Here is a 26,767-nt window from a genome sequence, read left to right as displayed (position 1 = left end):
TCTAAGTTGACATTTTATTACTGTGATTTTTGTCAAAAAGTTTCTGATAGGAATGCGTTTTAGTATAAAAAAGCCAGCAAATGATACCTAATATTGCCAAAGACGTGCTTGCAATGATTATTGCTATCCATCCGTAATGACTAAATAAATAGGTTGAACCCGCAGATCCTAGCATTCCGCCAATAAAATAACATACCATATAACCTGTATTCATTCGGCTGCGTGCTTCGGGCCTAATTTGATAAATGGCATTCATATTTGAGACGTGGGTCACTTGTACGGCAAAATCTAATAAAATCACGCCGATAATTAAGGTGTAAATTGAATATTTGGCTAACGAGAGCGGCAACCAAGATAACAGTAATAAGCATAACCCTATGGTGGTTGCAATAAAACCTTTTCCTTTGTCTGACAATTTTCCCACTATTGGAGATCCCATTGCACCAGCCGCACCAGCAAGTCCAAATAAACCAATAATAAAATCAGAATAGTGGTATGGAGCATTAGTTAACAAAAAGGCAAGCGGTGTCCATAATAGTGAAAATAGTGCAAATGATACAATGGCTAATAGTGAACGAATCCTAAGCGTTGGTTCTTGTTTATATAATAAAGCAATCGACCATAACAACTTAAAATAATTAATGTTAATATCGCTATGGTAACTAGGTAGAGAAATCCAGAGTAATAGCGTCACAATGGTCATGATACCTGTTGCAATCCAATACACGTCATGCCAATCAGCAATTGTTGAAATGGCGCCAGCAAAGGTTCTACCTAATAAAATACCCAGTAACATACCACTCATTAACGTGCCTACAATTTTACCACGATTCTCTGGTTTTGATAGCGTGGCAGCAAAAGGAATTAAAACTTGAGCCACCGTTGAAAATAGCCCTGTCATAGCCGTGCCTATTATAAGCATCCCTATATTTTGAGATAATGCGCTTACTATAAGTCCACAAGTGGATAATATCATTAAAATAATAATCAGCCTTTTACGCTCCAATTTATCGCCAAGTGGAGCGATAAAAAGTAAGCCAACAGCATAACTAAATTGGGCTGCCATAATGATTGATCCTGCATTTTCTACTTTTATATGTAGATCATGTGTAATCGAGTGTAATAGCGGCTGAGCATAATAATTGCTGGCAATAGTAATACCAATAGCAAATGCCATTAAAAAGACTAAGTAGCTAGATAAATTTTGATGTGGTTTGCTTTGCATAACTGAATATCGTTAAAAATAATCGGTAATTATATACGAAAAATAACCTAGATACTGATAAAGAAGCGTTAGTAAGTCGTTTGTTTTAATAAGTTATAAATAGGTGTTGCTAGTCCTATTTTGGCATTGTCAGCTTTAAGGTTATACCAATAGCCACAAGATTCATCCCAACATTTTTTATATTTAGTGATAACACAATAGATAGGAATAATATCTAAGTGAAAATGGCTAAATGTGTGGCGAAAGGCAGTGAGTTGCTTTGGTTTGGTTGTTTCAATTCCGTATTTTTTTAACCAGTCAGTTAACGCTTGCTTACTTGAAAACTGAGGTAAACAATATAGGCCTCCCCAAATGCCAGACGCTGGTCTTTTTTCGAGCCAAATAGTTTGGTTATATTCAAGTATTAAAAAATAGGCTATTTTTTCAGGAATAGTATTTTTAGGTTTTTTGGTTGGGTATTGTTGCCAACTTTCAGTTTTATAGGCAAGACAATGATTATGTAAAGGACATAAAGTGCACTTAGGTTTAGAGCGAGTACAAACCGTTGCTCCAATATCCATCATGGCTTGATTAAATTTTGCAACATTATTTTTGGGTGTAACTTGCTCACTCAATTGCCAGAGCCTATTTTCAACAGTTTTAATACCAGACCAGCCTTCAACTGCAAAATATCGGGTTAAAACACGTTTTACATTGCCATCTAAAATGGGATAATGTTGATTTTGTGAAAGTGATAAAATTGCCCCAGCAGTTGAACGCCCTATGCCGGGTAGTGCAATGACATCGTCAAATTGTGTTGGGAATTTACCATTAAACTTTTCAGCAATCATTTGGGCTGCTTTATGTAAGTTACGTGCTCTTGCATAATAGCCAAGACCAGTCCAAAGATGCAATACATCATCTATTGAAGCTTTTGCAAGATCAGTTACCTTGGGAAATTGTTCAATAAAACGGTTAAAGTAAGGGATAACAGTTGCAACTTGAGTTTGTTGCAACATGACTTCTGATAACCAAACATGATAAGGGCTTTTTTCGATTTGCCAAGGTAGCGATTTTCTACCGTACTGTTCATACCAGTTAAGTACCGCTTGTGAAAAATGTTGCATTGTCATAGTCATTACATTACCGCAACAATTGAATCACTTGGATAGCATCCGAGCACCTTAGTATATAGCGTCATTGATGCTAGTTCTTTGAGTGCTGTTTGCATTTCATAAGAATGGATGTTGCCTTGCAAATCAATATAAAACATTTCTTCCCATGGTGTACCATGAATTGGACGCGACTCAAGTTTAGTCATGACGATATTATGATTACGTAATACTAATAGGGCATCAACTAAAGCACCTGCTTGTTGACCTGTCTTCATTAAAATTGTGGTTTTAGCTGGAATTTGATCCGAAACCTCAATCGGCTGGCGTGCCAACACAATAAAACGCGTAATATTTTCTTTTTGATTAGCAAAGTTATGTTCAAGGACTTGCAGTCCATATAATTCACCGCCATCTTTATTACCCATTGCTGCAACATTAGGTTGATTCAATTTAACAACAGTTTCCATTGCTGATGAAGTACTGTCGCAATATACAATCTTCCAATGAGGGTAGTTTTCTAGGAAGTTACTGCATTGCTGGAATGGTTGTGGATGACTATAAATAGTATTAATTTGCTCAAGTTGTGAATTTGGTATAGCAAGAACGCAATGATCGATAGGTAAAGAAAGCTCACCAATAATGTGCAAATTGGTTTTTTGCAATAAATCATAAACCTCATTAATCGAGCCTGAGCTAGAATTTTCGATTGGTAAAATGCCATAATCTACAGCTCTATTTTCTACTTGTGTAAAAATATCTTTAAAGGTTGAACAGCCTAATTCAATCATTTCATCTAAGTGAGCGCTAGCATAGCGTCGAGCAGCAGAATGTGAATAAGAGCCTTTGGGACCTAAAAAGGCAACTTTGGCAGTAGCACTAGTGCCGTGATTAAGCTTTTCTTGTAAGATTTTTTGTTGTAATAGTACAGAATCTTCGATAATTAATTGATATAAGCGCTTAATAAATACATCATCAAGATGATAGTTTTTGCCTTGATTGATTAAAGTTTTTATCAGTGAACGCTCACGCTCCATATCGCGCACCGGAATGTTCGCATCAATTTTAGTATGAATGACTTGTGTTGAGAGTCTGCGACGTTCAGCAATAAGTTCTAACAACGTTTTGTCTAGCTCATTAATCTTATCTCGTAAAGGTAATAAAGGGTTTGCAGTCATTTTCATTAGATATTTTAAAAAAGATAGTTTGTATTATAACAAGCAAAAAAATAAAGACACCATCAAAGTCTATTTTTATGATAGAATAAAGATATACCTACTGTGGACTCGATATAACAAAATTTTTTATTTTCTGTTTATTATCATGATATAAAAAATGTCTAAATCACCAAGATTTTTAGGTCATTATAGTATATTCAAAAAATCTATCTCAAGTCTTCGGTATAAACATGTAGCGTTTGTACAATATATTTACAAATCTTAACAAAAATCTATTTTTTTGCTTTTAAACAACTGTTTTTTATTTATAATGCAGGTTCTATATGCTAATTTGCACAGTTCTTATTATTTGCATGGAAAAATATCATTAATGAATGATAAAAAAGGCACCTATAGAATTTTATTCTAGAAAATTGAAAATAAATTAAAATTATCAAAAGGAATAGGTAATTATAAAATGAAGGAATCAAACACATTTCTTGATCACCCACAAAAATTAATTTCAAAAAATGCTTCTCTTTTTACATGTTTAGCTTCTTATTTTAATTATCGCCCCTGTGTAGTAACTAAGTTAGTTGAACGTACTTTTTCATTGTTAAAATGTTGCAATTTACGTTTAATTCTGTTGGTTATTATTTATCCTGTGTTATTCGTTAATAATGCGAGTGCATTATCGGCAGCGACAGCAAATGTGGTAAATGGAAGCGCTCCGTACTTAAGCTTGGATGGTGGGGAAACTAAAATAAATAGTGCTGAAGGACTATTAGGAATAACGTTACCTAATGGGCATTATATTCCACCTGGGGTAAATAGTGCGCTTTATCCTAATGTGACGATAGATACTTCAAGCGCAAGCAATCCTATTGAGTTACCAAGTACTACAACGTTTGCTGATATACAAACAATGGTACCAGTGGCAAGTTATCCTAGCATTGAGTTAAATAAATTGGTTAATTCACCGTATAATTACGGGAAAGATGACGATGGTGATGTTGAAATAAGTGCAACGGGGAGCTTAATGATCCAATGGCAAGACAAAAAAGGTCAAGACATTACAACACAAGTCAAAAATCACCAAAAAGCAACATTAAGCGCGTGTAGCGCACCTTATAAACTGACACTAACGGCAACAAACGTTAGTATATTAACAAAGTATGGTCAGCCAAAGAGCAATACCTTTATAGGTGATCGTTATACCTATCATATTGTTGTTCCTAATATGGATAAGCCATGTCCTTCCGTTGCTTTTGCTCAGCCCAATTTATTATTTTCTGCTGGTGATGAGTCGCCAGATTTATGGAATGGCCAAAAAGGGTTTAAAGTCGCCGATGTGAGTGACACAACAAATAACTTTCCGACCACAGGGGCAAACAAATTGTATTTCTTTTTACTCTTAAAAAATATAACCCCAGAACAAGTTATAGCTGCAAATGGGACAAAGGTGAGTGCAACAAGTGGTATGGGGGTGACATTATCATTAAGCAAGAGTACAACAGGTTGGCGAGATACACCTTTGGGTGAAGCAGCATTAAAGATAGAACTAAATGGACCTGATATAAGCTCAAATAATAAGGCATTTAACCCTTCATTATTTAATATTTATGCAGATAGTACCCATTTAGAATTGTTATACAGTTTCAAAATAGAGCGTTGGTATATAATTCCGATTCAACGGAGTCGCACTTATGACGATATTCAAAAATTTTGTCGTAATTTAGGTAATGGCTATCGGGTTCCTGATGCGAATGACTTAACTAATGCAAATGGGGATGGCTGGACCGGAGGTATACCGGGCAGAAATGTTAACAGTTACCAAAGGCGTTTAAGTTACCGTGATAGTAATCGCTGGATTGGCGGGATACTTAATGAGTGGGGCTATATTACTGATACCCCTAACAACGCTTTCTTGAATCATGGATATTGGGTTACCCAGTCGAATAACATCTGCCGATCTGGTTCTGAAATACTATTTGCTAACTCAATGTTTGGTAACGTCAATTGCTCGCGATATACCACTAGAGTAATCGAAGAAGACCAATATGATAACGTTGGCGATGTCTGTGTTAGCCCATAATACTATATTTTCTAAATTAAGAATGAGTATTGTTATCGTTTTTATCCGAACATACTTATATTTAATATCACTGTTATTGTAATTTACTTTATAGAAGGGGAATTATTCCCCTTCTGGTATGGCTTCTTTTATGCTATTAAATGCCCGACGAGCTTCGCCTTTATGTTGCAGTTTATTGAGTTGTTTTTCAAGTTTATCAATAAGATCATTAATTGCGGCATACATATCAATATGTTTAGCAGAGGCAACTAACGGCGTTCCTTTAGTGGCAATTGTTGCATCAACAATAAATCCATCCGGTTCTTTGGATAAAATAAAATGAGGATTGATTAGCTGTGCTCTCCATTTATCTAACTTCGAAAACTTATCTTCTAGGTAGTTACGAATTGCAGGGGTAATATCCATTTGTTTACTGGTAATACTTAAAGCCATAGTTGACCTCCGTTTTTTTATCAATAAATCTAACATTTTTAAATGTTGTGATTACTACATTGGCAAATTATTTTATTCTCGTCAATAAGATATTTATTATTGATCACATTTTTGTGAATTTAATTTAAAAATAGATTCTATTAATTAGCTATTGCATAACAGTGGGGCTGAAACGGATTTTACTATATACTGTGTCAATAAATATTTAGTTTATTATGCGTTATAAGATATTTTCAATGAATGAGGATAATGTGAGTTATTTAGATAATGTAAAGATTGTTTTGGTTGAAACATCTCATACAGGTAATATGGGATCTGCTGCAAGAGCAATGAAAACCATGGGATTAACGAATCTTTGTTTAGTTAATCCAGTCATCAAGCCTGATTCTCAATCGATTTCATTAGCGGCAGGTGCGAGTGATATTATTAAAAATGCGCAAATTTTTTCGTCACTTGAACAAGCGATTGCCGACTGTACTTTAGTTATTGGCACTAGCGCCCGCTCTCGTAGTTTGCAATGGCCACACTTAACCCCAAAAACATGTGGTGATAAGATTATTCAAGAAGCAACTAATGCCAGCGCTCAGGTTGCTTTGGTGTTTGGGCGTGAACGTGTTGGTTTAACGAATGAAGAATTGCAAAAGTGCCATTATCATGTTGGCATTCCTGCTAATCCTGATTATAGTTCTTTAAACCTTGCCATGTCGGTGCAAGTTTTGTGTTATGAAATTCGTATGTCAATGTTAAATATTGAAAATAACATATCAGAGCAAAAAAATGCGAATCTGTCCGAAACTGAATTTCCTATTGATGCAGATATAGAGCGTTTTTACCAACATTTAGAACAGACTTTGTTAAAAACAGGCTTTATTAATGCCAATCACCCTGGGCAAATTATGGGGCGTTTGCGACGATTGTTTACTCGCGCACGTATTGAACAACAGGAACTGAATATTTTACGTGGTATTTTAACTTCGATTGATAAAACGTTACGATGATCACAAATAGAAACACCCACAGAATTGTGGGTGTTATTTTTCTAATTGACACTGCTTAGTGTGTTATTTTATTTATTCATCAAAATTTTTATTTTGAGAATATTAATTTTTTTTTGCGCCATGTTGTTCCATTCGCACCATCTTCAAGCACAATATTCATTGCATTTAATTTGTCGCGAGCTTCGTCGGCCTGTGCCCAATTTTTACTTACTCTAGCTTCGTTGCGTTGTTTTATTAATGCCTCAACTAATGCAACATCAACATCATCTCGCTGATCACCTTGTAAAAATTTAATGGGATCTTGTTCTAATAATCCAAGTACAGCGGATAAATAACGCAATTCAGCAGCTAATTCATTAGCAAGGGACATATTATTATCAGCTTTGGCTTTATTAATTTCACGAGCTAAATCAAAAAGAGTTGAATAAGCTTCTGGCGTATTAAAGTCATCATCCATTGCATCACAAAATTGGCGATAATAATTGCTGTCAGGCGTTACTACGTGTGGATAAGTTGGATCAGTGTCTCGTAGGGCTGTATAGAGTCTCTCTAGTGCTATTCTCGCTTGCTTTAAATTTTCTTCGCTATAATTGAGTTGGCTACGATAATGACCTGATAGTAAAAAGTAACGCACTGTTTCGGCATCATAATGTTTTAATACATCGCGAATTGTGAAAAAATTATTGAGTGATTTTGACATTTTTTCTTGGTCTATCATAACCATGCCGGAATGCATCCAATAATTGACATATTGACCATCATGCGCACAGGTTGATTGGGCAATTTCATTTTCATGATGTGGAAACATTAAATCAGAACCACCACCATGAATATCGAAGTGATTACCTAACTGATAACTATTCATCGCCGAACATTCAATGTGCCAACCTGGGCGACCTTTACCCCATGGCGAATCCCAACTTGGTTCATTCGGTTTTGACATTTTCCATAACACAAAATCCATTGGATTACGTTTAACATCAACTACATCAACACGCGCACCAGCTTGTAGCTGTTCTAAATTTTGTCGCGATAAAATACCATAATTTGGATCACTGTCTACTGAAAACATCACATCGCCATTATCGGCAATATAGGCATGATTTTTGGCAATTAATTCTTCAACTAATTGGATAATTTGTGGCATGTGATGAGTAGCACGTGGTTCTATATCAGGTCGTTTTATATTAAGTGCATCAAAATCTGCATACATTTCTTGAAGCATTCGATCAGTAAGTTGATCACAACTTTCGCCATTTTCGAGTGCACGCTTGATGATTTTGTCATCAACATCAGTAATATTACGCACATAAGTTAAATCATAACCTAAAAAACGTAAATAACGTGTGACAACATCAAATGCAACAAAAGTACGCCCGTGACCAATATGGCAAAGATCGTAAATGGTTACTCCACAAACATAAAGCCCAACTTTATTAGGGGTAATAGGTTGAAATGTTTCTTTCTCGCGGGTTAATGTATTGAATATTTTTAACATTATTATCTACAGGTTAAAATTGATGGATTTTGTTAAATAATATAACAAAAATCTGGATATGACGAAATTACTTATTCTAAACTTTGTAAATAAATAGTGTGAATATGCATATACCAAAATAATAACTTTTGTTTTATCGTTTTGGTATATGCCTTAATAAATGAGGATAAAGAAGATATATCTGAAAGTATAAGCTTAAAACACATTATTGTTTTAAATTATATAGATATAAATGAGTATAATCGCCCCAAGTACTGAAATTAACAAACTAGGAAAGTTAAAACCTGTTATACTACCCCAACCAAATAAGGAGCTAATACACTCACCCATTAAGGCTCCTGCTAAGCCTAAAAAAGTCGTTTTAATTATACCAATACGTCCTAGTGGCATAAAAAGCTTGGCCATAAAGCCAGCAATTAATCCTAGAGCAATTATCCAACTTATAATTTTCATAATAAATTCCTTTGCTTATTGAAATTATAATTAGTTTACTAAATTAAAAAATCTAACAGATGCTGATATTTAATGTAATGGATTTAATTTAAAATAATATATTGTAAGTCACTCGGTTTTTTACACTTTATGATTAAAATAATCCTCTAATAACGTATATGGCATTTTTCCAAAATTGTTTTATCTTTATGTAGTGAATAAATCTTTTCTATCTTTTGCATCGCCAACTATTTGCAGATTATGCCATATTTCCATCAAAGTTAATATTATGCTTTCAGTTTTCCTATTTGTTATAAGGCAGGTGGGTTTTGTGAATTTTTGATTGATACGATAGTTATCGCATGTTTTAACCGATAGGTATTGCAAATTCTCAATTCATCACGAAACGGTATAGAATCCTGAATATTTTTTACAAAAATATAACCTAAAAAGTGAACATGAGCTCTTGATTAAAGTTCTTATCGCTTTTTGTTTTTCATTTATTTGAGGGTAGGCTGAGTTTGTGAATTTTTGATTGATACGATAGTTATCGCATGTTTTAACCGGTAGGTACTGCAAATTCTCAATTCATCACGAAACGGTATAGAATCCTGAATATTTTTTACAAAAATATAACCTAAAAAGTGAACATGAGCTCTTGATTAAAGTCCTTATCGCTTTTTGTTTTTCATTCATTTGAGAGTAAGCTGAGTTTGTGAGTTTTTGATTGATACGATAGTTATCGCCCGTTTTAATCAATAAATACTACAAATTCTCAATTCATCACGAAACGGTATAGAATCCTGAATATTTTTTACAAAAAATAGAACCTAAGAAGTGAACCGCTGGGGAAATACCTCATAGTGAGTACAAAACTAATATAGAAAATTACGTTGTCTGTTTTAGTGTTTTATATTCAATAGGCATTATGTTATTTAATGCCTCATCAGGTCTTTTCGTATTAGTTTTGTTTTTATAAGTATTTGTTACAGTCGTTGCTCAAATTAGGGTAAACAACGCAAGTAAGGCTAGTACTACAAATGGGGATAAAGGTGATATATCTGGAAATATTAAGCATGAAGTGTATTTAAATTGGCGGGATACCCGCCAATTTAACAGGAACAAATTATTTCTTTATGTGACGATAGATATAAATGAGTATAATCGAACCAAGTACTGAAATTAACAAACTAGGGAAGTTAAATCCAGTCACACTACCCCAACCAAAGAAGGTGCTAATATAACCACCTACTAAAGCACCTGCAATGCCTAATAAAATAGTTTTAAATACACCTACACTTCCTAGTGGCATAAAAAACTTGGCAATCCAGCCGGCAATTAATCCTAGAATTATCCAACTTATAATACCCATGATAATTTCCTCTTGTGATTGAAATTAATTTTAGTTTACTTGAATTAATTAAAAAATCTAACAGAAGATAATGTTCAATGAAATAGTTTTAATCGATTAATTAAGAGTCATAAATAATATTTAGAGTATATTAATAACTAATACTACTAAAGAAAATAGGGATTTAATTTAAAAACTCACTATACCAATAAAATATTGTGAATTCATAAATCATTTTGTATTTTATAATTATGGATAATAAAAGTTAATAATGTTTTGCCCTGTTTTCGTTTCCTTAAAATATACTAAAAAAGATAAGCTGATAATTAGAGCAAAGTATAAGGGAGATTAAATCTCCCTTATAACATTATTGTTCAAAAATTGTGTTATGTAGAATTTTAATAATGGATTCTGCGTCATTACTTTTTGTTAATAGGCAAAGATTATGAGTACTTGCTCCATAACAGCAAAGTCTAATAATAAAATCATCTAATACACCAAACACCTCTTTTGCTATACCTTGTGTTGATGTTAGGTTATTGCCAATAATAGCAATTAGTGCTAAGTCTTCTTCAACTGTGACATGACACACTGTTGACAGTTCATCAAATAATGCTTTTGTTAATAAACTGTTGCCGTTAGTGTTAGTACCTGTGGTATCGATAGTTAATGCGATACTGACTTCAGAGGTTGTAACTAAATCAACCGAAATATTATGTTTGGCTAATATCGTAAACACATTAGCTAAAAAACCTTGTGCATGCAGCATATTTAAACTAGTAAGTGTTAATAATGTTTGCTTGCGACGTAGGGCTAATGCTCTAAATACGGGTAATTTAGATGTAATGCTATTAGTGTTGTAAACAATAGTTCCTCCTTCTTGAGGTGCTTTACTTGAACCAACAAAAACAGGGATATTACTCCGCACAGCTGGGACTAGTGTTGCTGGGTGTAGTACCTTCGCGCCAAACGTTGCCATTTCGGTTGCTTCAGCAAAAGATATTTCATCAATACGTTTAGCCGCTGGGGTAATGCGCGGATCGTTAGTATAAATTCCTGCAACATCAGTCCAAATGTCAATTTGAGTGGCATTCAATGCTTCACCTAATAACGCTGCTGTATAATCACTTCCTCCACGGCCTAAAGTGGTCGTTTTGCCAGAACTTTCACTACCGATAAACCCTTGCGTTACAATGACGCTACGATTGTTTAGTGATTTTAAATGGGCACAGCAAAGCTGTTTAATATCTTCAATTTTTGGGGTGGCTTTACCAAATTTATCATCGGTGCGCATAACTTTACGGACATCAAACCATATGGCATTTTTTTGTTTTTCTTTTAATATTTCAACAAACAGTTTTGAAGACATAATTTCACCGTGACTAACTAGCTCATCAGTTAATGCTGGTGATGTAGCTAAACTTGCGGCTTCAGACAAAGAGGCTATATTAGCAATGATTTTGTCAATTTCAGTTCGTAGTTCGGGATTTTCAGGTAATTGTTCTAAGATGTTGTATTGGATTGATTGGATTTTGGCAATATGTTGAGTTCGAACATCGGCATCACGTCCTTCTGCTAATGCGACTAGTAAATTTGTTACGCCAGCAGATGCCGATAGTACCACAACTTTTACGTTAGGATTAGCTATTACAATATTGGCACTATTTACCATTGAAGGATAATCGGCAACACTAGTACCACCAAATTTAGCAATTACAAATGATGTTTCCATAAATTCCTCATATTAAAAATTTTTTATTTTTAACAGAGTTAGAGCGGGTGTGTCCTATTTACAATTAAAAAATACAGACCATGAAGCGCTCCACCTGTTAAGGTGACAACCCAAGGGATTCAGCCCTTGCAGTCGATTTGATCGCTTCTGGATTGGCAATCAAACCTCGGCATTACATCCCCTCGATCATTTATTCGTGGTTCCAGTCCCTACAATGATTTACCTGAGTAATGCGCCTCTTCGTTTTTGCAACTTCAGTTACGAAATCAGCGTTATATAGGATTAACGATTTTATTAATTGTGTCAATAGTTTAAATATTAAAATTATTTGCTTGCAATAGGGCGAAATGGAAAAACCTATAACTCACGTTCAAACAATTCAATAATGGTTTGATATAATTTTTTTACTGTATATTCTTTAGTAGGTGTACTAAATATAGTGTCATCGCCCGCAATTGAACCTAAAATGCCTTCTGATTTACCAATCGAGTCAAGTAATCGAGCAATGAGTTGAGCGGCACCAGGGCTGGTTCTTATCACCACCATTGAACTATTGAAATCAATATCAATCACTAAATTTTTTAATGGACTACTCGTTGTGGGCACACTTATTTCTGCAGGTAAACAATAGACCATTTCGGATTTTGCATTGCGGGTTCTCACTGCGCCAAATTTGGTTAACATACGCGAAACTTTGGATTGATTGATGTTATCAAAACCTTGTTCTTGTAGCGCTTGTACGATTTCTACTTGTGAACTAAACTTCTCTTGACGAAGTATCTCTTTAAATGTTTTAGTGAGATCGGCTTGTTTCATAATGTTCCTTGGTTTTTAATTTGTTACTGATATTGTGCCAATATATGCAGTCATAATACTTATAATAAAATTTGCTTGCTATTCAAATTAAAATAACGCCAGCAATTTTAGATAGCATGAATAATAATTTCGTTATAGATAATTATGAGTTAAATTGGCATAAACTTAAAGAGTTGGTTTAATTGCATCTTTAGGGCGAAAAGACTTTATAACTTGTTCATGGGTTTCAATGTAAGGTCCTTCTAATAGTTGTATACAATAGGGGATGCTAGCAAAAATGCCACCAACAATGACATTGCCTTGGTTATCTTTAACCCCCTCAAGGGTTTCTTTTATTGATTTTGGCCTGCCTGGTAGGTTTATGATTAAACATTTTTTGCGAATAACACCAACTTGTCTTGATAAAATTGCGGTTGGTACAAAATGTAAGCTGATTTGACGCATTTGCTCTCCATATCCCGGCATCACCCGATCAGCGATGGCGAGTGTCGCATCAGGTGTTACGTCTCTAATTGCAGGACCAGTACCTCCGGTGGTTAAAATTAAATGGCAATGTAGATTATCAACAAGCTCACATAATGTTTGTTCAATAATAGCTTGTTCATCGGGAATAATGCGATTTTCGGTTACAAAAGGCGTTTTCAATGCGGTTTTTAACCATGAAACTAATGATGGTATGCCTTCATCTTGGTAAACGCCACTTGAAGCTCTATCTGATACTGAAACTAACCCAATTTTAAACATGCTACTTATTCCTTCAACGATAAAGGCACACAGCTTGAAAATTAAAACTACACTGTTTGTGCCCAACCAATAATAATATGCGCTATAATCTTACAATGATAATTTATTCGCATTGATATAAATAAAATTAAAAAGACCTTTACATTGATTGATTTTATTGTCAATTGATTTAACATGATATCATATTATTCAAATAGTAATTGATTCACTTAGGATATATTTATGCCATCAATTCCTGCACTTGAGCTAATATCACTCAAAAAAATTTATAAAAATGGTATAGAAGCATTAAAAGGTATCGATTTAACTGTACAAGCTGGCGATTTTTATGCCTTGTTGGGGCCTAATGGTGCTGGGAAGTCAACAACTATAGGCATTATTAGCTCATTAGTCACCAAAACAGCGGGACAAGTTAAAATTTTTGGTTATGATTTAGATAAAGATGTTGTCAATGCTAAAAGACAATTAGGGCTTGTTCCGCAAGAATTTAATTTTAATCAATTTGAAGAAGTGCTACAAATAGTTACTAATCAAGGCGGTTATTATGGATTGCCACGAAAGCTTGCATTAGAGCGTGCTGAAAAGTATTTGCGAATTTTAGATTTATGGGACAAACGCCACAGTCGAGCTAGCATGTTATCTGGTGGCATGAAAAGGCGATTAATGATAGCTAGAGCGCTGGTACATGAGCCTAAACTATTGATTCTTGATGAACCAACTGCAGGTGTTGATATTGAATTACGCCGTTCTATGTGGGATTTTTTACGTGAAATCAATCGGCAAGGTATCACAATTATTTTAACCACCCATTATTTAGAAGAAGCCGAAATGCTATGTCGAAATATCGGTATTATTCAGAGAGGTCAATTGATTGCGAACTCCTCAATGCGTGATCTATTGGCCAAAAGTCAATCTGAAACAATTGTTATTGATTATGTACCCACATCTGAGCCAATTAAATTACAAGGCTACAATTATTCTGATATTGAAGCCGGAATGTTAGAAGTCAAAGTAGATAAGCAACATGGATTAAACCAATTATTTGAACAATTAAATCAACAGAGTATTAAAGTGATTAGTGTACGAAATAAAGCAAATCGGTTAGAAGAGTTATTTGTTGATTTATTGCACAATGATACCAAACAAAAAGGTGATATTTGATGAATAATTTATATTGGATTGCCTTAAAAAGTATTTGGCGTAAAGAAGTGACACGATTTTTAAGAATTTGGGTTCAAACGCTAATTCCGCCCGTTATTACAATGTCTCTTTATTTTATCATCTTTGGTAATTTAATTGGCTCTCGTGTTGGTGACATGGGGGGATTTAGCTATATGGCATTTATTGTGCCGGGATTAATCATGATGTCAGTCATTACCAATTCTTATACCAATGTTTGTTCATCCTTTTTTAGCGCTAAATTTCAACATAACATTGAAGAGTTATTGGTAGCGCCTGTACCAACGCATATTCTTATTTTAGGATATGTTGGTGGTGGCGTGATGCGTGGTATTTTAACCGGTATTTTAGTGACGATCGTATCACTATTTTTTGTTCGTTATGAAGTATATTCTTGGTTATTTGTCGTTTGTACATTACTATTGACCTCAATTCTGTTTTCATTAGCGGGTTTATTAAATGCGGTATTTGCCAAGACATTTGATGATATAAGCATTATTCCAACATTTGTATTAACACCATTAACTTATCTTGGCGGTGTTTTCTATTCCATTACTATGTTACCAGCCTTTTGGCAGTGGATTTCAAAAATCAATCCAATCGTTTATATGATTAACGGTTTTCGTTATGGATTTTTGGGCGTGACAGACGTGCCGTTATGGATCACGTTTTCAATGCTGATTTTGTTTGTTACCGTACTATATGTAATTGCATGGCGACTTATTGAAAGTGGGCGAGGGTTAAGAAGTTAAGAAGCATCGACAACGCGTGGTTAACCGCCGATATTATATCGGCGGAATAATAGCAGTTATTGTGCACCAGCAACGGCTTGTTTTGCCATTTCCGTAATTTTAGCAAAATCCCCTTTTGCAATGGCATCAGTAGGTATAAACCAAGTGCCACCGACGCAAAGTACATTATCAAGCGCAAGGTAATCGCGATAGTTTTTCGGGTTTACTCCCCCAGTTGGACAGAACTTCATATATCCACAAGGACCAGCAAAAGCTTTTAATGCTGCAACGCCACCATTGATTTCAGCTGGAAAGAATTTTAATGCTGTTAGACCATATTCTTGTGCTGTTAATAGTTCAGAAATAGTTGCAATACCAGGAATAACAGGGATAGAACCTTCAACCGCCGCTTTTAAAATAGCGTCAGTAATACCAGGAGTGATGACAAATTCAACACCAGCTTCGGTGACTTGTTTTAGTTGTTCAACAGTTGTCACTGTTCCTGCACCAACCACAGCTTCAGGAACTTCTTTGATGATTTTCTTTATTGCGTCAATTGCGCAAGCTGTCCGTAACGTCACTTCCAGTACTTTTACTCCACCAGCAATGAGCGCTTTGGCTAGTGGTACAGCATCTTCAATACGTTCAATCACAATAACTGGAACAACAGGTCCCATGGTTAAAATTTCTTCAGCGCTTTTTCCCCAATTTTTCATTTATATCTACCCATACCTTATTGATACTTAAATATAGCAATAATCCCTAATAGATAGGGATTATTTTGTTACTCATAAATGCCTAATTTCTTTTCTAAATAATGAATGTTGGTGCCACCTTTTTGGAAGCCTTCATCATTCATAATTTCAATATGAAGATCAATATTGGTTTTGATTCCATCAATTACTAGCTCTGCTAAGGCATTTTTCATCCGGGCAATGGCAACTACGCGTGTTTCACCATAAGCGATTAATTTACCAATCATTGAGTCATAGTAAGGTGGGACAGTATAACCAGCATAAATATGTGATTCCCAACGAATACCAAAGCCACCTGGTGCATGAAAACGGGTAATTTTTCCTGGTGATGGCATGAAGGTTTTGGGATCTTCAGCATTAATTCGGCACTCAATCGCGTGACCTTTAATTTCAATATCACTTTGTTTAATTGATAGCGGTTTGCCGGCGGCGATCAAAATTTGTTCTCTTATTAAATCAACGCCAGTTACCATTTCGGTAACTGGATGCTCTACTTGAATACGAGTATTCATTTCAATGAAATAAAACTCACCATTTTCAAATAAGAATTCAAATGTTCCAGCACCACGATAGCCGATCTCAATACATGCATTAACGCAACGCTCACCAATGAATTTACGCATTTTAGGTGTGATGCCAAGTGCTGGTGCTTCTTCCACCACTTTTTGATGACGTCTTTGCATTGAGCAATCTCGTTCACCTAAATAAACAGCATGACCTTGACCATCAGAAAGTACTTGAATTTCGATATGACGTGGGTTCTCAAGGAATTTTTCCATGTAAACCATATCATTATTGAAAGCTGTTTTGGCTTCCAATTTGGTCATTTTGATGGATTGTTCAAGATCCTTTTCTTCCCGAACAATACGCATACCGCGACCACCACCGCCACCAGAAGCTTTAATAATCACAGGATAGCCAATTTGTTTAGCGATTTGTTTATTGGCTTCAATATCACTACCTAGAGGCCCATCTGAACCTGGCACACAAGGCACACCGGCTTTTTTCATGGCATGAATCGCTGATACTTTATCGCCCATTAAACGGATAGTGTCGGGTTTTGGACCAACAAAAATAAAGCCTGAACGCTCAACTTGCTCAGCAAAGTCTGCATTTTCAGATAAGAATCCATAGCCTGGGTGAATAGCAGCAGCACCCGTTACTTCAGCAGCTGAAATTAGTGCTGGCACATTAAGGTAACTTTTTACGGAAGCTGCTGAGCCAATACAGACGGTTTCATCTGCTAGTAATACATGTTTTAAATCTTTATCTGCCGTAGAATGAACTGCAACAGTTTTAATTCCAAGTTCTTTACATGCTCGTAATATACGTAGAGCTATTTCTCCACGATTCGCAATAAGAATTTTATCAAGCATATTCAATCTCTTAATCGTATAGTCATTAATAAATTCAGATTATTCAATAATGAATAGTGGCTGATCAAATTCAACTGGTTGACCATTTTCAACCAAGATGGCTTTTATTGTACCAGCTTTTTCTGACTCGATTTGGTTCATCATTTTCATCGCTTCAACGATGCAAAGTACATCGCCAACATTTACTGTTTGACCAACTTCAACAAAAGCTTTTGATTCTGGACTTGGTGTACGATAAAAAGTTCCAACCATCGGGGATTTGATTGTTGTGCCATCAGTTACAACAGTCTCTGTTACAACTTCAGCTTGAGCTGTTGGAGCTACAACGACAGGAGCGGGTTGAGGAATTTGAATATTTTGTACTGGCGCCGAATAGTTTGTAGTAGGAGCAGAACGACTAATTCGAACTGATTCCTCACCTTCAGAAATTTCCAGTTCAGAAATACCTGACTCTTCAACTAATTCAATTAATTTTTTAATTTTGCGTATATCCATGAATTACACCGTGTTTATTTGATATAAGTAACAATGATTTTAATGCATCCTTATTAATGGCTAACTGTGTTGTTTTCGCCGATAATAAGGTTGTAACTCAACATTAACGCGGAAGAATACACTGTAAAACTGAATTTGTCATTATATATCTCCTTTACAAACACTTGTTATACTATTTTCTAGGTATTATTTTATAATTGCGATACAATAACGAAAGTGAGTTATTATTGGGTTTGGCTATGGTTTGGAAAGGTTAAATAATATCTTATTTAGCTTGAATGAAGCTGAAAATATATATTTTTGATTCCATGGTTTGTTTTTAAATACTAAAATATACTTAAACAAGATTTATTCTAGGAAGAGTTTTTATTATGTTCAAAAAAGTTCGCGGCTTGTTTTCAAATGATTTATCGATCGATTTAGGTACAGCAAACACACTTATTTATGTAAAAGGACAAGGTATTGTATTAAACGAACCTTCGGTTGTAGCGATCCGCCAAGATCATCGCACTGGCACACCCAAAAGTGTTGCTGCTGTTGGGCAAGCTGCGAAACTGATGTTAGGGCGAACGCCTGGTAATATTGCTGCTATTAGACCAATGAAAGATGGCGTTATTGCCGACTTTTCTGTCACTGAAAAAATGTTACAGTATTTTATTCGCCAAGTTCATAGCCATAGTTTTTTAAGACCAAGCCCTCGCGTACTTGTTTGTGTTCCTGTAGGCGCTACACAAGTTGAACGTCGAGCTATCCGAGAGTCTGCATTAGGCGCAGGTGCGCGTGAAGTATATTTAATTGAAGAACCAATGGCAGCGGCTATCGGTGCTGATTTACCAGTATCTGCGCCAACAGGTTCAATGGTCGTTGATATTGGTGGTGGTACTACAGAAGTGGCCGTTATTTCATTAAATGGTGTTGTCTATTCTGCGTCTGCGCGTATTGGTGGTGACCGCTTTGATGAAGCGATTATTAACTATGTTCGTCGTAATTATGGTGCCTTAATTGGTGAAGCAACAGCCGAAAAAATCAAGCATTTTATTGGTAGTGCTTATCCGGGTGATGAAGTGCTTGAAATAGAAGTCCGTGGACGTAACCTTGCTGAAGGCGTACCGCGTAGCTTTACTATAAACTCTAATGAAATTTTAGAAGCGCTGCAAGAACCATTAAGTGGTATAGTTAGTGCGGTTAAAGTTGCATTAGAGCAATGTCCTCCTGAACTCGCTTCTGATATTTCAGAACATGGTATGGTTTTAACTGGTGGTGGTGCTTTATTACGTAATATTGATAAATTATTATCAGCTGAAACTGGTATTCATGTTGTTGTGGCTGAAGATCCATTGACATGTGTTGCAAGAGGTGGTGGCAAAGCATTAGATATGGTAGACATGCATGGTGGCGATCTATTTAGTGAAGAGTAATTGCTGCCTTATTGTTAAGTAAATTAGTTTCATATTGATGAAACAATTAGTCAGTAAACATCTCATATTTTCTTCCGCCGACTTTGTCGGCGGAGTCATATCTTGAAATAATTAGATCTTGAGCATAAAACAGGTAAGTACTGGACAATGAAATTACTTTTTTCTAAACGTTCGCCTCTCAGTGTGCAATTATTTACTTCTCTAGCGTTAGCCTTGGCTCTAATTGTATTAGATGTCAATTATCGCCCATTTAAAGAAATTCGTTATTATCTCGATACCATTATTTCGCCTCTTTATCATGTTTCGAATGCGCCAAGATCTTCGTTTGATTCGCTTTACGAGATGTCAAAAACGCGAGAAAGCCTAATAAATGAAAACGCAAAATTGCATGCAGAGTTATTGCAACAAAAAAACGATCTATTATTACTTGAGCACTTAAAACATGAAAATAGTAGACTTCGTGAATTACTCGGTTCCCCATTAAGGCATGATGAGCATAAAATGGCTGCGCAAGTATTGCTAGCAGATACTGATCCGTATGTTTATCAATTCGTTGTCAATAAAGGCAAACAAGATGGCGTTTATGTTGGGCAACCTGTTGTCGATGAGAAAGGAATAGTTGGACAAATTTATGAAACCGCGCAATCAACAAGTCGCGCAATTTTAGTGTGTGATTATCAACATGCCATTCCAGTACAAGTACTAAGAAATGATATTGGCATGGTTGCTGTAGGTAATGGCTGTAGTAATGATTTAACGTTAGAATTTTTGCCTAATAACGTTGATATAAAAGTCGGTGATGTTTTAGTGACCTCAGGACTTGATGGTCGTTTCCCTGAGGGATATCCGGTAGCCGTAGTCAGTTCAGTAAAACTTGATATTACCGATTCAACCCCTATTATTTCAGCTACACCAACAGCTGATTTGAAACGTCTTCGTTATTTATTGTTATTGTGGGGAAATCAAGGAGTAAAACATGAGGGGCCGTAATCGAATATTAATTATTTGGATAACGTTATTCATTGGTTTATGTTTACAAATTATTCCGTGGTCACCATCATATAACATGTTTAAACCCCATTTGCTGATCCTCATTTTTGCTTATTGGCTGATTGCCCTTCCTCATCGGGTTGGAATTGGCACCGCTTTTGTATTTGGCGTGATGATGGATCTGTGTACTGGTTCGATTTTGGGGATCCATGCTTTTATTTATTCATTTATTGCTTATTTACTTGTTTTTAAATTCCAAGTAATACGCAATTTAGCGTTATGGCAACAATCGTTTATCATCTTTGGTGTTTCGGTATGTTACAATTTACTGGTATTTTTATTCCAAGTTAGTATTTATCATACAATAACAATATCACCATTAATTTTACTATCAAGCTGTATTGATGGCTTATTATGGATTGTCATCTATCTATTATTGCGGCTAATAAGGCGAAGCTTTGCTATCAATTAAAAGGGAATCTTATGTCTGTTGAACTATTAATGAATGTGACGCCATCTGAAACACGAGTTGCTTACATAGAAGATGGTGTATTGCAAGAAATCCATGTTGATCGCGAATCTAGGCGTGGTATTGTTGGAAATATCTATAAAGGTAAAGTGATCCGTATTTTGCCTGGTATGCAAGCTGCCTTTGTAGACATTGGGCTTGAGAAAGCGGCTTTTTTACATGCATCAGATATTATGCCTCATACTGAGTGCGTATCAGATACTGAACAAGAACAATTTCAAGTAAAAGATATCTCTGAACTTGTTCGTCAAGGGCAGGACTTAATGGTGCAAGTGGTTAAAGATCCACTAGGAACCAAAGGCGCTAGACTGACAACCGATATTACTTTGCCGTCGCGTTATTTAGTATTAATGCCTGGACCAAATTCTGCCCATGTGGCAACGTCGCAACGCATAGAAAGTGAACAAGAACGGGAAAGGTTAAAAAATATTGTTCAACAATATGTAACATGCGAAGGCGGTTTTATTGTTAGAACGGCAGCCGAAGGTGCGAGTGCGCATGAGTTAGAGCAAGATGCCAATTTCTTAAAACGACTTTGGGCTAAAATTCAACAGCGTATGGCTCGTCCGGTAAGTAAAAATCTAGTTTATGGTGAATTGGCATTATCACAACGTGTATTACGTGATTTTGTTGGTGATCCCATTGAGCGAATCTTGGTGGATTCGAAACTAACTTATGATTTATTGGTTGAGTTTACGCAAGAATTTATGCCCGAAGTGACCAGCAAATTATCACATTATCGTGGTAATATACCAATTTTCGATCTTTATGATACCGAAAACGAGATACAAAGAGCATTAGATCGTAAAGTTAAATTGAAATCAGGCGGATATTTAATTATTGATCAAACCGAAGCCATGACAACAATTGATATTAATACCGGTGCATTTGTTGGTCATCGAAATTTAGAAGAAACGATTTTTAATACTAATATTGAAGCAACCATTGCTATTGCACGCCAGTTACGATTACGTAATTTAGGTGGTATTATTATTATCGACTTTATTGACATGCAAGAAGAGTTGCATCGAGAGCGGGTGTTACAATCGCTCCATGATTCTTTATCTAAAGATAGAGCCAGAACGACTGTTAATTTATTTTCGACTTTAGGTTTGGTCGAAATGACTCGCAAACGAACACGCGAAAGTATTGGGCATATTTTGTGTCAGGAATGTCCAGCATGTAAAGGCCGTGGTATGGTCAAATCGGTAGAAACAGTTTGCAATGAAATTTTACGTGAAATAGTTCGTGTTTATAAAGCACATCACTCAGAATACTTTTTAGTTTATGCCTCAGCCGCTGTGGCTAATGCTTTAACTCATGATGAGTCTCATGCTTTAGCCGAAGTTGAGGTATTTGTAGGCAAACGTGTTGAAGTAAAAGTTGAACCACTTTATATTCAAGAACAATACGACGTGGTGTTAATGTAATAAGCACTATTTTGTAAAAAATTTTCAGGAAACTATGCGTTTTAGTATAAAAATGATGAAAGCTAAACAATCATTATGTTCGAGTTTCTTAATCGATCATCAAAAAAGCTAGCATCCACAATTAAAATTTAAGGAATTTATGATACTAACTCAAGTGAGTGAACGATTGCTCAATTCAAACAATCTAAGCCAACAAGATCTTCTGCATTTACTTGATATGCTAAGTTCAAGGCGAATTGATTTTGGTGATTTATATTTCTTATCTGGTTATTATGAAAGTTGGTTACTTGAAGACGGTATTATAAAAAATGCTTCGTTTCATCGTGATCAAGGCGTTGGTGTTAGGGCTGTTGTGGGTGAAAAAACGGGCTTTGCCTATACTGATCAGCTTTCATTGGCGCGTTTAGAACAAAGTGTATTAGCTGCAAATTCAATTACTAAACTACAAACCCCCATAGCGGTGACGCCATTTAAATCTACTCAAACAGTGTCAATCTATCCATCAATAAATCCGATCAATTCGTTTTTTCAAGAGCAGAAAATAGCGTTGTTGCAGCAAATTGATAAGTTAGCGCGCTCAATTGACCCAAGCGTTATTGAAGTATCAGCTAGCTTAACGGGTAGTTACGAAGACATTTTAATTGCAGCAACAGATGGTACACTATGTGCCGATATTCGTCCTTTGGTTCGTTTGTCGGTTTCAGTTCTGGTTGAAAAAGAGGGTAAACGCGAACGTGGAAGTAGTGGCGGAGGGGGACGATTTGGGTATGAATATTTCTTAACGATCAATCCTAAAACATCAGAAAGTTATGCGGATAGTTACACGCGAGAGGCTGTTCGCCAAGCACTTGTTTCCCTTTCGGCTAAAGCTGCACCCGCTGGCACAATGCCGGTTGTTTTAGGTGCTGGTTGGCCAGGTGTTTTGTTACATGAAGCTGTAGGTCATGGTTTAGAAGGCGATTTTAACCGTAAAAATAGCTCAGTATTTTCTGGAAAAATGGGTGAACAAGTCACCTCAGAAGTTTGTACTATTGTTGATGATGGCACGATTGAAAATCGGCGTGGTTCAATTTCAATTGATGATGAAGGCACACCAAGTCAAAAAACTGTACTTATTGAAAATGGTATCCTAAAAGGATATCTATTTGATAAACTCAACGCAAAATTGATGAATACATATTCAACGGGCAACGGGCGTCGTGAAGGATATGCTTGCTTACCTATGCCAAGAATGACGAACACCTATATGTTGGCGGGCAGCTCTTCTTTTGACGATATTATTAGCAGCGTTGATTATGGGTTGTATGCACCTAATTTTGCTGGAGGGCAAGTTGATATCACTTCCGGTAAATTTGTTTTTTCGGCGTCAGAAGCTTATTTGATTGAAAAAGGTAAAATAACAAAGCCAGTAAAAGGTGCAACGCTAATCGGTTCTGGTATTGAAACTATGCAACAAGTATCAATGGTGGGTAACGACCTTGAACTCGATTCAGGTGTCGGCATTTGTGGTAAAGCTGGACAGAGTGTGCCTGTTGGGGTTGGGCAACCCACTTTGAAAGTGAATAATTTAACCGTTGGTGGTACCATTAACCACCAATAAAGATACATCAATGGGATTTTAGAATAGATGGAAACAATAATGACACTTTATCATGCGTTTGTTAATTTGGATATTGCAACGCTTTCAAATCCTAATGTGCTATGGGCACTATATGGTATGTTGTTTGTTATTATCCTTTTAGAAAATGGCATCTTACCAGCAGCTTTTTTGCCCGGAGACAGCCTATTATTCTTAACAGGTGTGTTAATTAGTCAAAATGTATTTCATTTTGGTTTAATTAATCTTATTTTAATTGCTGGCGCAGCTTTAGGAACTTGGTTAGGTTATGCACAAGGTTTGTGGCTTGGTAATACTAAGCTTGTACAAGGTTGGATGGCACATATACCTGAAAAATATCATCACAAATCGGAAGTATTGTTCCATAAGTATGGATTACAGGCGCTATTTATTGGACGATTTATTGCTTTCGTACGTACATTATTACCAATGATGGCAGGATTATCAGGATTACATAGTCGAAAATTCCATATCTATAATTTGATCAGTGCAACATTATGGATTTTTTTGATTGTGACATTAGGTTATTTATTTGGATTATCGCCAATTTTCAAAGAGTATGAAAAGCAAATTATGTCTTTGTTAATGTTAATACCTATTTTTTTATTGGTATTAGGATTGCTATTTTCAGTTTTTCTTGCTGTCAAACGCTCATTAAGTAATAAAAAACAATCTAAAGCTACATCAAACCACAATAAAAAATAGAAAGCGAAATTAACCGATAAGCCGGGTTCTGTCGTGGACAATCATTCCTCTAGGCTAATGCTCACACATTAGCTCAAGCAGTCTACCCGGATTCAACGCGGGCCGCGCCAATGAATCCCTATTTGACCTTGCTCCGAGTGGAGTTTACCGTGCCACAACTGTTACCAGTTGCGCGGTGTGCTCTTACCACACCCTTTCACCCTTACCTGATCTTATAAAATAAGCCATCGGCGGTTTACTTTCTGTTGCACTAGTCGTGAATTTTCGCTCTCGCCAAAACTCCCCAGGCGTTACCTGGCACTCTGCCCTATGGAGCCCGGACTTTCCTCCCCTCTGTTTGTCTCCTTTAATAAAAGGACAGCAACAAAGCAGCGATTGTCTGGTTAATTTCTTTGATGAGTATAACCTAATGCGCAATTTTGTCCAGAATTGTATAACCTGTAGAGAATAGTTGAATGAAGTTTAAACGTTTTTTAAGGTGAATATGTTCAATAAAGAGGAAACATTAAGCGTTTAGCACACCTTGGCGATGTGCTATAAAACTGGATAATTTTTATTACCACTTTTTCTGTTTTTGGTGTTCGTCATAATTAAACCAAGTTACCACACCTTTAGAGATAATAATATCGAGTTTTCCTTCAACAATATCATATTGAATTTCACCAATTAACATATGGCTGGTTGAACTCTTTTTCGTGTATTGATAAGTCCATTGTGTTTCATTTGAATTAAGTTCCTTTTGGCTTGTTGGTTTACCAAATAGGCTAATTATTTGGGATTCAGTCGTTGAGCCTTCCACTATATTTTTTACTTTTTCTTTATTTAATGGAGTCCCTTGTTCTACAAAATTCTTTTGTGAACAGCTTGATAATATTACAATTGAAAATAATGCGATAAGGTATTTTGTTACATTTTTCATCATATTGTTGCCTGAGATGGGTAATGCTTTTATTGATAATCGCTAATAATAGCACATGTTGGGCAACGTTCAAGATGAAGAATTATTTATATTTCTGGGAAAAATTAACTCATATTCAATCATAGCAAAATTGTTATTAAGCTAGAAACATGGAAACAATGATTTTTGTTTCTATATGTTTCCATATTTTCCGTATTTTTGTTTAAATTCATTTCTTGCCTACAGCTTAATGTAAAATTTATTCTTTGCTCTGTCGTATTACACGCTTGATTGGTTGCTTTGTTTTCGAATCGATATAACGGCTAGGCCATATTTGATGGGGTTCTAAATTTAATGCTTTGGCAATAATAATCTCTCCTTTCGTCCATGGTCTCACTAATGCATTGCTAAGTGTGGATGAGCTTAAACCCGATTGACGAGATAGATTTGCAAGCGTTGTACCCTTCTTTTTTAGAGCGGCGATAATGTCTGCTGGATGCCAATCTTTAGACTTTTTTTTCATTTTTTATTTCCTCTTAGTTTATAACCTTGTATATCTATGTTATGCTCCAAAGTTACTAAAACGAGTAAGTTTGCAATTGAACTTGAATTATTAATAATTATGCGTTTCTTATTTATTGTATCAAAGTTTCTTTAATTTCTATAACTTTTTCTTAAATGTGTTAAAATGGGATAGTAAAAATGAAAGAGTGGTTTTCATCAAAAGAGCTATCAAGTATTGCAGGGATGCCGTCAACAATACAAGGCGTTAATCGTAAAGCCAGAGCTGAAAATTGGACTGCTCGAAAAAGAGCGGGCGTTCGAGGTAAAGCTTTGGAATATCATATTGGTAGCTTACCACTTAATGTTAAAAAAGCATTATATAGTGAAGAAGAAAGTGCTAACTATATCATTTCGCCGATCGAACCTTTACAACTTTGGATGACTGCTTTTGAACAGTTATCCGCTGATGAACAATCTATTGTCTCCTCATGGTTGATGCGAAACGGTATTAAAGATTTTATTACTTTTATTAATAAACAGAAAAAAGATGATTAGTGTTATTGTATAA

General features: G+C 35.7%; 26 protein-coding genes, 1 other RNA gene and 1 riboswitch. Of the genes, 11 read left to right on the top strand and 16 right to left on the bottom strand.

Annotated elements, in window-relative coordinates; translation table 11 throughout:
- Position 1: 1 nt before the first annotated feature.
- From A9G24_RS00765 to pheA, 3 genes are all read right to left on the bottom strand, one after another.
- Positions 2 to 1,225, bottom strand: coding sequence for an MFS transporter (locus A9G24_RS00765; protein ID WP_065637329.1), 1,224 nt, complete (start codon positions 1,223 to 1,225; stop codon positions 2 to 4).
- A 68-nt stretch (positions 1,226 to 1,293) separates the two neighbouring features.
- Positions 1,294 to 2,337, bottom strand: coding sequence for an A/G-specific adenine glycosylase (mutY, locus tag A9G24_RS00760; RefSeq protein WP_065637391.1), 1,044 nt, complete (start codon positions 2,335 to 2,337; stop codon positions 1,294 to 1,296).
- A 5-nt stretch (positions 2,338 to 2,342) separates the two neighbouring features.
- Positions 2,343 to 3,494: a bifunctional chorismate mutase/prephenate dehydratase gene (gene pheA / locus A9G24_RS00755; protein ID WP_065637328.1), complete on the bottom strand. Its 1,152-nt coding sequence runs from the start codon at positions 3,492 to 3,494 to the stop codon at positions 2,343 to 2,345.
- A gap of 457 nt (positions 3,495 to 3,951) precedes the next feature.
- Between pheA and A9G24_RS00750 the strand changes: the two genes are divergently transcribed.
- Positions 3,952 to 5,568 carry a hypothetical protein gene (locus A9G24_RS00750; protein ID WP_065637327.1) on the top strand — a complete coding sequence of 539 codons (1,617 nt, stop codon included), beginning with the start codon at positions 3,952 to 3,954 and terminating at the stop codon, positions 5,566 to 5,568.
- 102 nt (positions 5,569 to 5,670) lie between these two features.
- On the opposite strand, the gene raiA is transcribed toward A9G24_RS00750, so the two are convergent.
- A complete protein-coding gene (gene raiA, locus A9G24_RS00745; RefSeq protein WP_065637326.1) occupies positions 5,671 to 6,000 on the bottom strand; it encodes a ribosome-associated translation inhibitor RaiA in 330 nt (109 codons plus the stop codon).
- Between the two features lie 236 nt (positions 6,001 to 6,236).
- Between raiA and trmJ the strand changes: the two genes are divergently transcribed.
- Positions 6,237 to 6,998 carry a tRNA (cytosine(32)/uridine(32)-2'-O)-methyltransferase TrmJ gene (gene trmJ, locus A9G24_RS00740; protein WP_065637325.1) on the top strand — a complete coding sequence of 254 codons (762 nt, stop codon included), beginning with the start codon at positions 6,237 to 6,239 and terminating at the stop codon, positions 6,996 to 6,998.
- An 88-nt stretch (positions 6,999 to 7,086) separates the two neighbouring features.
- Here trmJ and cysS read toward each other — a convergent pair whose 3' ends face one another.
- The 6 genes from cysS to mog form a co-directional block, all read right to left on the bottom strand.
- The gene (cysS, locus tag A9G24_RS00735) at positions 7,087 to 8,496 is read right to left on the bottom strand and encodes a cysteine--tRNA ligase (RefSeq protein ID WP_065637324.1); all 1,410 of its coding nucleotides are present in this window, start codon (positions 8,494 to 8,496) and stop codon (positions 7,087 to 7,089) included.
- A gap of 213 nt (positions 8,497 to 8,709) precedes the next feature.
- Entirely contained in the window at positions 8,710 to 8,949 is a 240-nt protein-coding gene (locus A9G24_RS00730) for a GlsB/YeaQ/YmgE family stress response membrane protein (RefSeq protein ID WP_065637323.1), read from the bottom strand.
- A gap of 1,105 nt (positions 8,950 to 10,054) precedes the next feature.
- On the bottom strand, positions 10,055 to 10,300 hold the full coding sequence (locus A9G24_RS00725) for a GlsB/YeaQ/YmgE family stress response membrane protein (RefSeq protein ID WP_065637322.1): 246 nt from the start codon (positions 10,298 to 10,300) through the stop codon (positions 10,055 to 10,057).
- A gap of 346 nt (positions 10,301 to 10,646) precedes the next feature.
- On the bottom strand, positions 10,647 to 12,011 hold the full coding sequence (gene lysC, locus A9G24_RS00720; RefSeq protein WP_065637321.1) for a lysine-sensitive aspartokinase 3: 1,365 nt from the start codon (positions 12,009 to 12,011) through the stop codon (positions 10,647 to 10,649).
- Positions 12,012 to 12,086: 75 nt separating this feature from the next.
- Positions 12,087 to 12,260, bottom strand: a riboswitch (Lysine riboswitch).
- A gap of 108 nt (positions 12,261 to 12,368) precedes the next feature.
- Complete coding sequence (gene argR / locus A9G24_RS00715; RefSeq protein ID WP_065637320.1) at positions 12,369 to 12,827, bottom strand: transcriptional regulator ArgR; 459 nt, start codon at positions 12,825 to 12,827, stop codon at positions 12,369 to 12,371.
- A gap of 165 nt (positions 12,828 to 12,992) precedes the next feature.
- The gene (gene mog / locus A9G24_RS00710; RefSeq protein ID WP_065637319.1) at positions 12,993 to 13,571 is read right to left on the bottom strand and encodes a molybdopterin adenylyltransferase; all 579 of its coding nucleotides are present in this window, start codon (positions 13,569 to 13,571) and stop codon (positions 12,993 to 12,995) included.
- A gap of 222 nt (positions 13,572 to 13,793) precedes the next feature.
- On the opposite strand from mog, the gene A9G24_RS00705 reads away from it, so the two are divergent.
- Together A9G24_RS00705 and A9G24_RS00700 are read left to right on the top strand one after the other, a co-directional pair.
- Positions 13,794 to 14,732, top strand: a complete 939-nt coding sequence (locus tag A9G24_RS00705) for an ABC transporter ATP-binding protein (protein ID WP_065637318.1) — start codon at positions 13,794 to 13,796, stop codon at positions 14,730 to 14,732.
- Entirely contained in the window at positions 14,732 to 15,502 is a 771-nt protein-coding gene (locus A9G24_RS00700) for an ABC transporter permease (RefSeq protein WP_065637317.1), read from the top strand. Before A9G24_RS00705 ends, A9G24_RS00700 begins: the two co-directional genes overlap by 1 nt.
- A 56-nt stretch (positions 15,503 to 15,558) precedes the next feature.
- Here A9G24_RS00700 and A9G24_RS00695 read toward each other — a convergent pair whose 3' ends face one another.
- From A9G24_RS00695 to accB, 3 genes are all read right to left on the bottom strand, one after another.
- Complete coding sequence (locus A9G24_RS00695) at positions 15,559 to 16,197, bottom strand: bifunctional 4-hydroxy-2-oxoglutarate aldolase/2-dehydro-3-deoxy-phosphogluconate aldolase (protein WP_065637316.1); 639 nt, start codon at positions 16,195 to 16,197, stop codon at positions 15,559 to 15,561.
- Between the two features lie 68 nt (positions 16,198 to 16,265).
- Positions 16,266 to 17,612: an acetyl-CoA carboxylase biotin carboxylase subunit gene (gene accC, locus A9G24_RS00690; protein ID WP_065637315.1), complete on the bottom strand. Its 1,347-nt coding sequence runs from the start codon at positions 17,610 to 17,612 to the stop codon at positions 16,266 to 16,268.
- Positions 17,613 to 17,651: 39 nt separating this feature from the next.
- Positions 17,652 to 18,107, bottom strand: coding sequence for an acetyl-CoA carboxylase biotin carboxyl carrier protein (gene accB, locus A9G24_RS00685; RefSeq protein ID WP_065637314.1), 456 nt, complete (start codon positions 18,105 to 18,107; stop codon positions 17,652 to 17,654).
- A 371-nt stretch (positions 18,108 to 18,478) separates the two neighbouring features.
- On the opposite strand from accB, the gene A9G24_RS00680 reads away from it, so the two are divergent.
- From A9G24_RS00680 to A9G24_RS00655, 6 genes are all read left to right on the top strand, one after another.
- Entirely contained in the window at positions 18,479 to 19,525 is a 1,047-nt protein-coding gene (locus A9G24_RS00680) for a rod shape-determining protein (protein ID WP_065637313.1), read from the top strand.
- Positions 19,526 to 19,672: 147 nt separating this feature from the next.
- The gene (gene mreC, locus A9G24_RS00675) at positions 19,673 to 20,515 is read left to right on the top strand and encodes a rod shape-determining protein MreC (protein WP_065637312.1); all 843 of its coding nucleotides are present in this window, start codon (positions 19,673 to 19,675) and stop codon (positions 20,513 to 20,515) included.
- The gene (mreD, locus tag A9G24_RS00670; RefSeq protein WP_065637311.1) at positions 20,502 to 20,987 is read left to right on the top strand and encodes a rod shape-determining protein MreD; all 486 of its coding nucleotides are present in this window, start codon (positions 20,502 to 20,504) and stop codon (positions 20,985 to 20,987) included. Before mreC ends, mreD begins: the two co-directional genes overlap by 14 nt.
- 11 nt (positions 20,988 to 20,998) lie before the next feature.
- A complete protein-coding gene (gene rng / locus A9G24_RS00665) occupies positions 20,999 to 22,474 on the top strand; it encodes a ribonuclease G (RefSeq protein ID WP_065637310.1) in 1,476 nt (491 codons plus the stop codon).
- 139 nt (positions 22,475 to 22,613) lie between these two features.
- Entirely contained in the window at positions 22,614 to 24,074 is a 1,461-nt protein-coding gene (gene tldD / locus A9G24_RS00660; protein ID WP_065637309.1) for a metalloprotease TldD, read from the top strand.
- Positions 24,075 to 24,101: 27 nt separating this feature from the next.
- Positions 24,102 to 24,797 carry a DedA family protein gene (locus A9G24_RS00655; protein WP_065637308.1) on the top strand — a complete coding sequence of 232 codons (696 nt, stop codon included), beginning with the start codon at positions 24,102 to 24,104 and terminating at the stop codon, positions 24,795 to 24,797.
- Between the two features lies 1 nt (position 24,798).
- Here A9G24_RS00655 and rnpB read toward each other — a convergent pair.
- The 3 genes from rnpB to A9G24_RS00640 form a co-directional block, all read right to left on the bottom strand.
- An RNA gene (rnpB, locus tag A9G24_RS00650) (RNase P RNA component class A) lies at positions 24,799 to 25,188 on the bottom strand.
- A 165-nt stretch (positions 25,189 to 25,353) separates the two neighbouring features.
- Positions 25,354 to 25,719, bottom strand: coding sequence for an outer membrane protein assembly factor BamE domain-containing protein (gene bamE, locus A9G24_RS00645; RefSeq protein WP_081303018.1), 366 nt, complete (start codon positions 25,717 to 25,719; stop codon positions 25,354 to 25,356).
- Between the two features lie 235 nt (positions 25,720 to 25,954).
- Positions 25,955 to 26,218 (bottom strand): helix-turn-helix domain-containing protein, encoded by a 264-nt coding sequence (locus tag A9G24_RS00640; protein WP_065637306.1) that lies wholly within the window; start codon positions 26,216 to 26,218, stop codon positions 25,955 to 25,957.
- A 179-nt stretch (positions 26,219 to 26,397) separates the two neighbouring features.
- Here A9G24_RS00640 and A9G24_RS00635 point away from each other — a divergent pair, with 179 nt between their 5' ends.
- The gene (locus A9G24_RS00635) at positions 26,398 to 26,754 is read left to right on the top strand and encodes a DNA-binding protein (protein ID WP_065637305.1); all 357 of its coding nucleotides are present in this window, start codon (positions 26,398 to 26,400) and stop codon (positions 26,752 to 26,754) included.
- Positions 26,755 to 26,767: the final 13 nt, after the last annotated feature.

It is taken from the genome of Gilliamella sp. App6-5 (assembly GCF_001690525.1).
In the GTDB taxonomy this organism is placed as follows: Bacteria; Pseudomonadota; Gammaproteobacteria; order Enterobacterales; family Orbaceae; genus Gilliamella; species Gilliamella apicola_H.
This window is presented reverse-complemented; position numbering and strand designations above follow the sequence as displayed.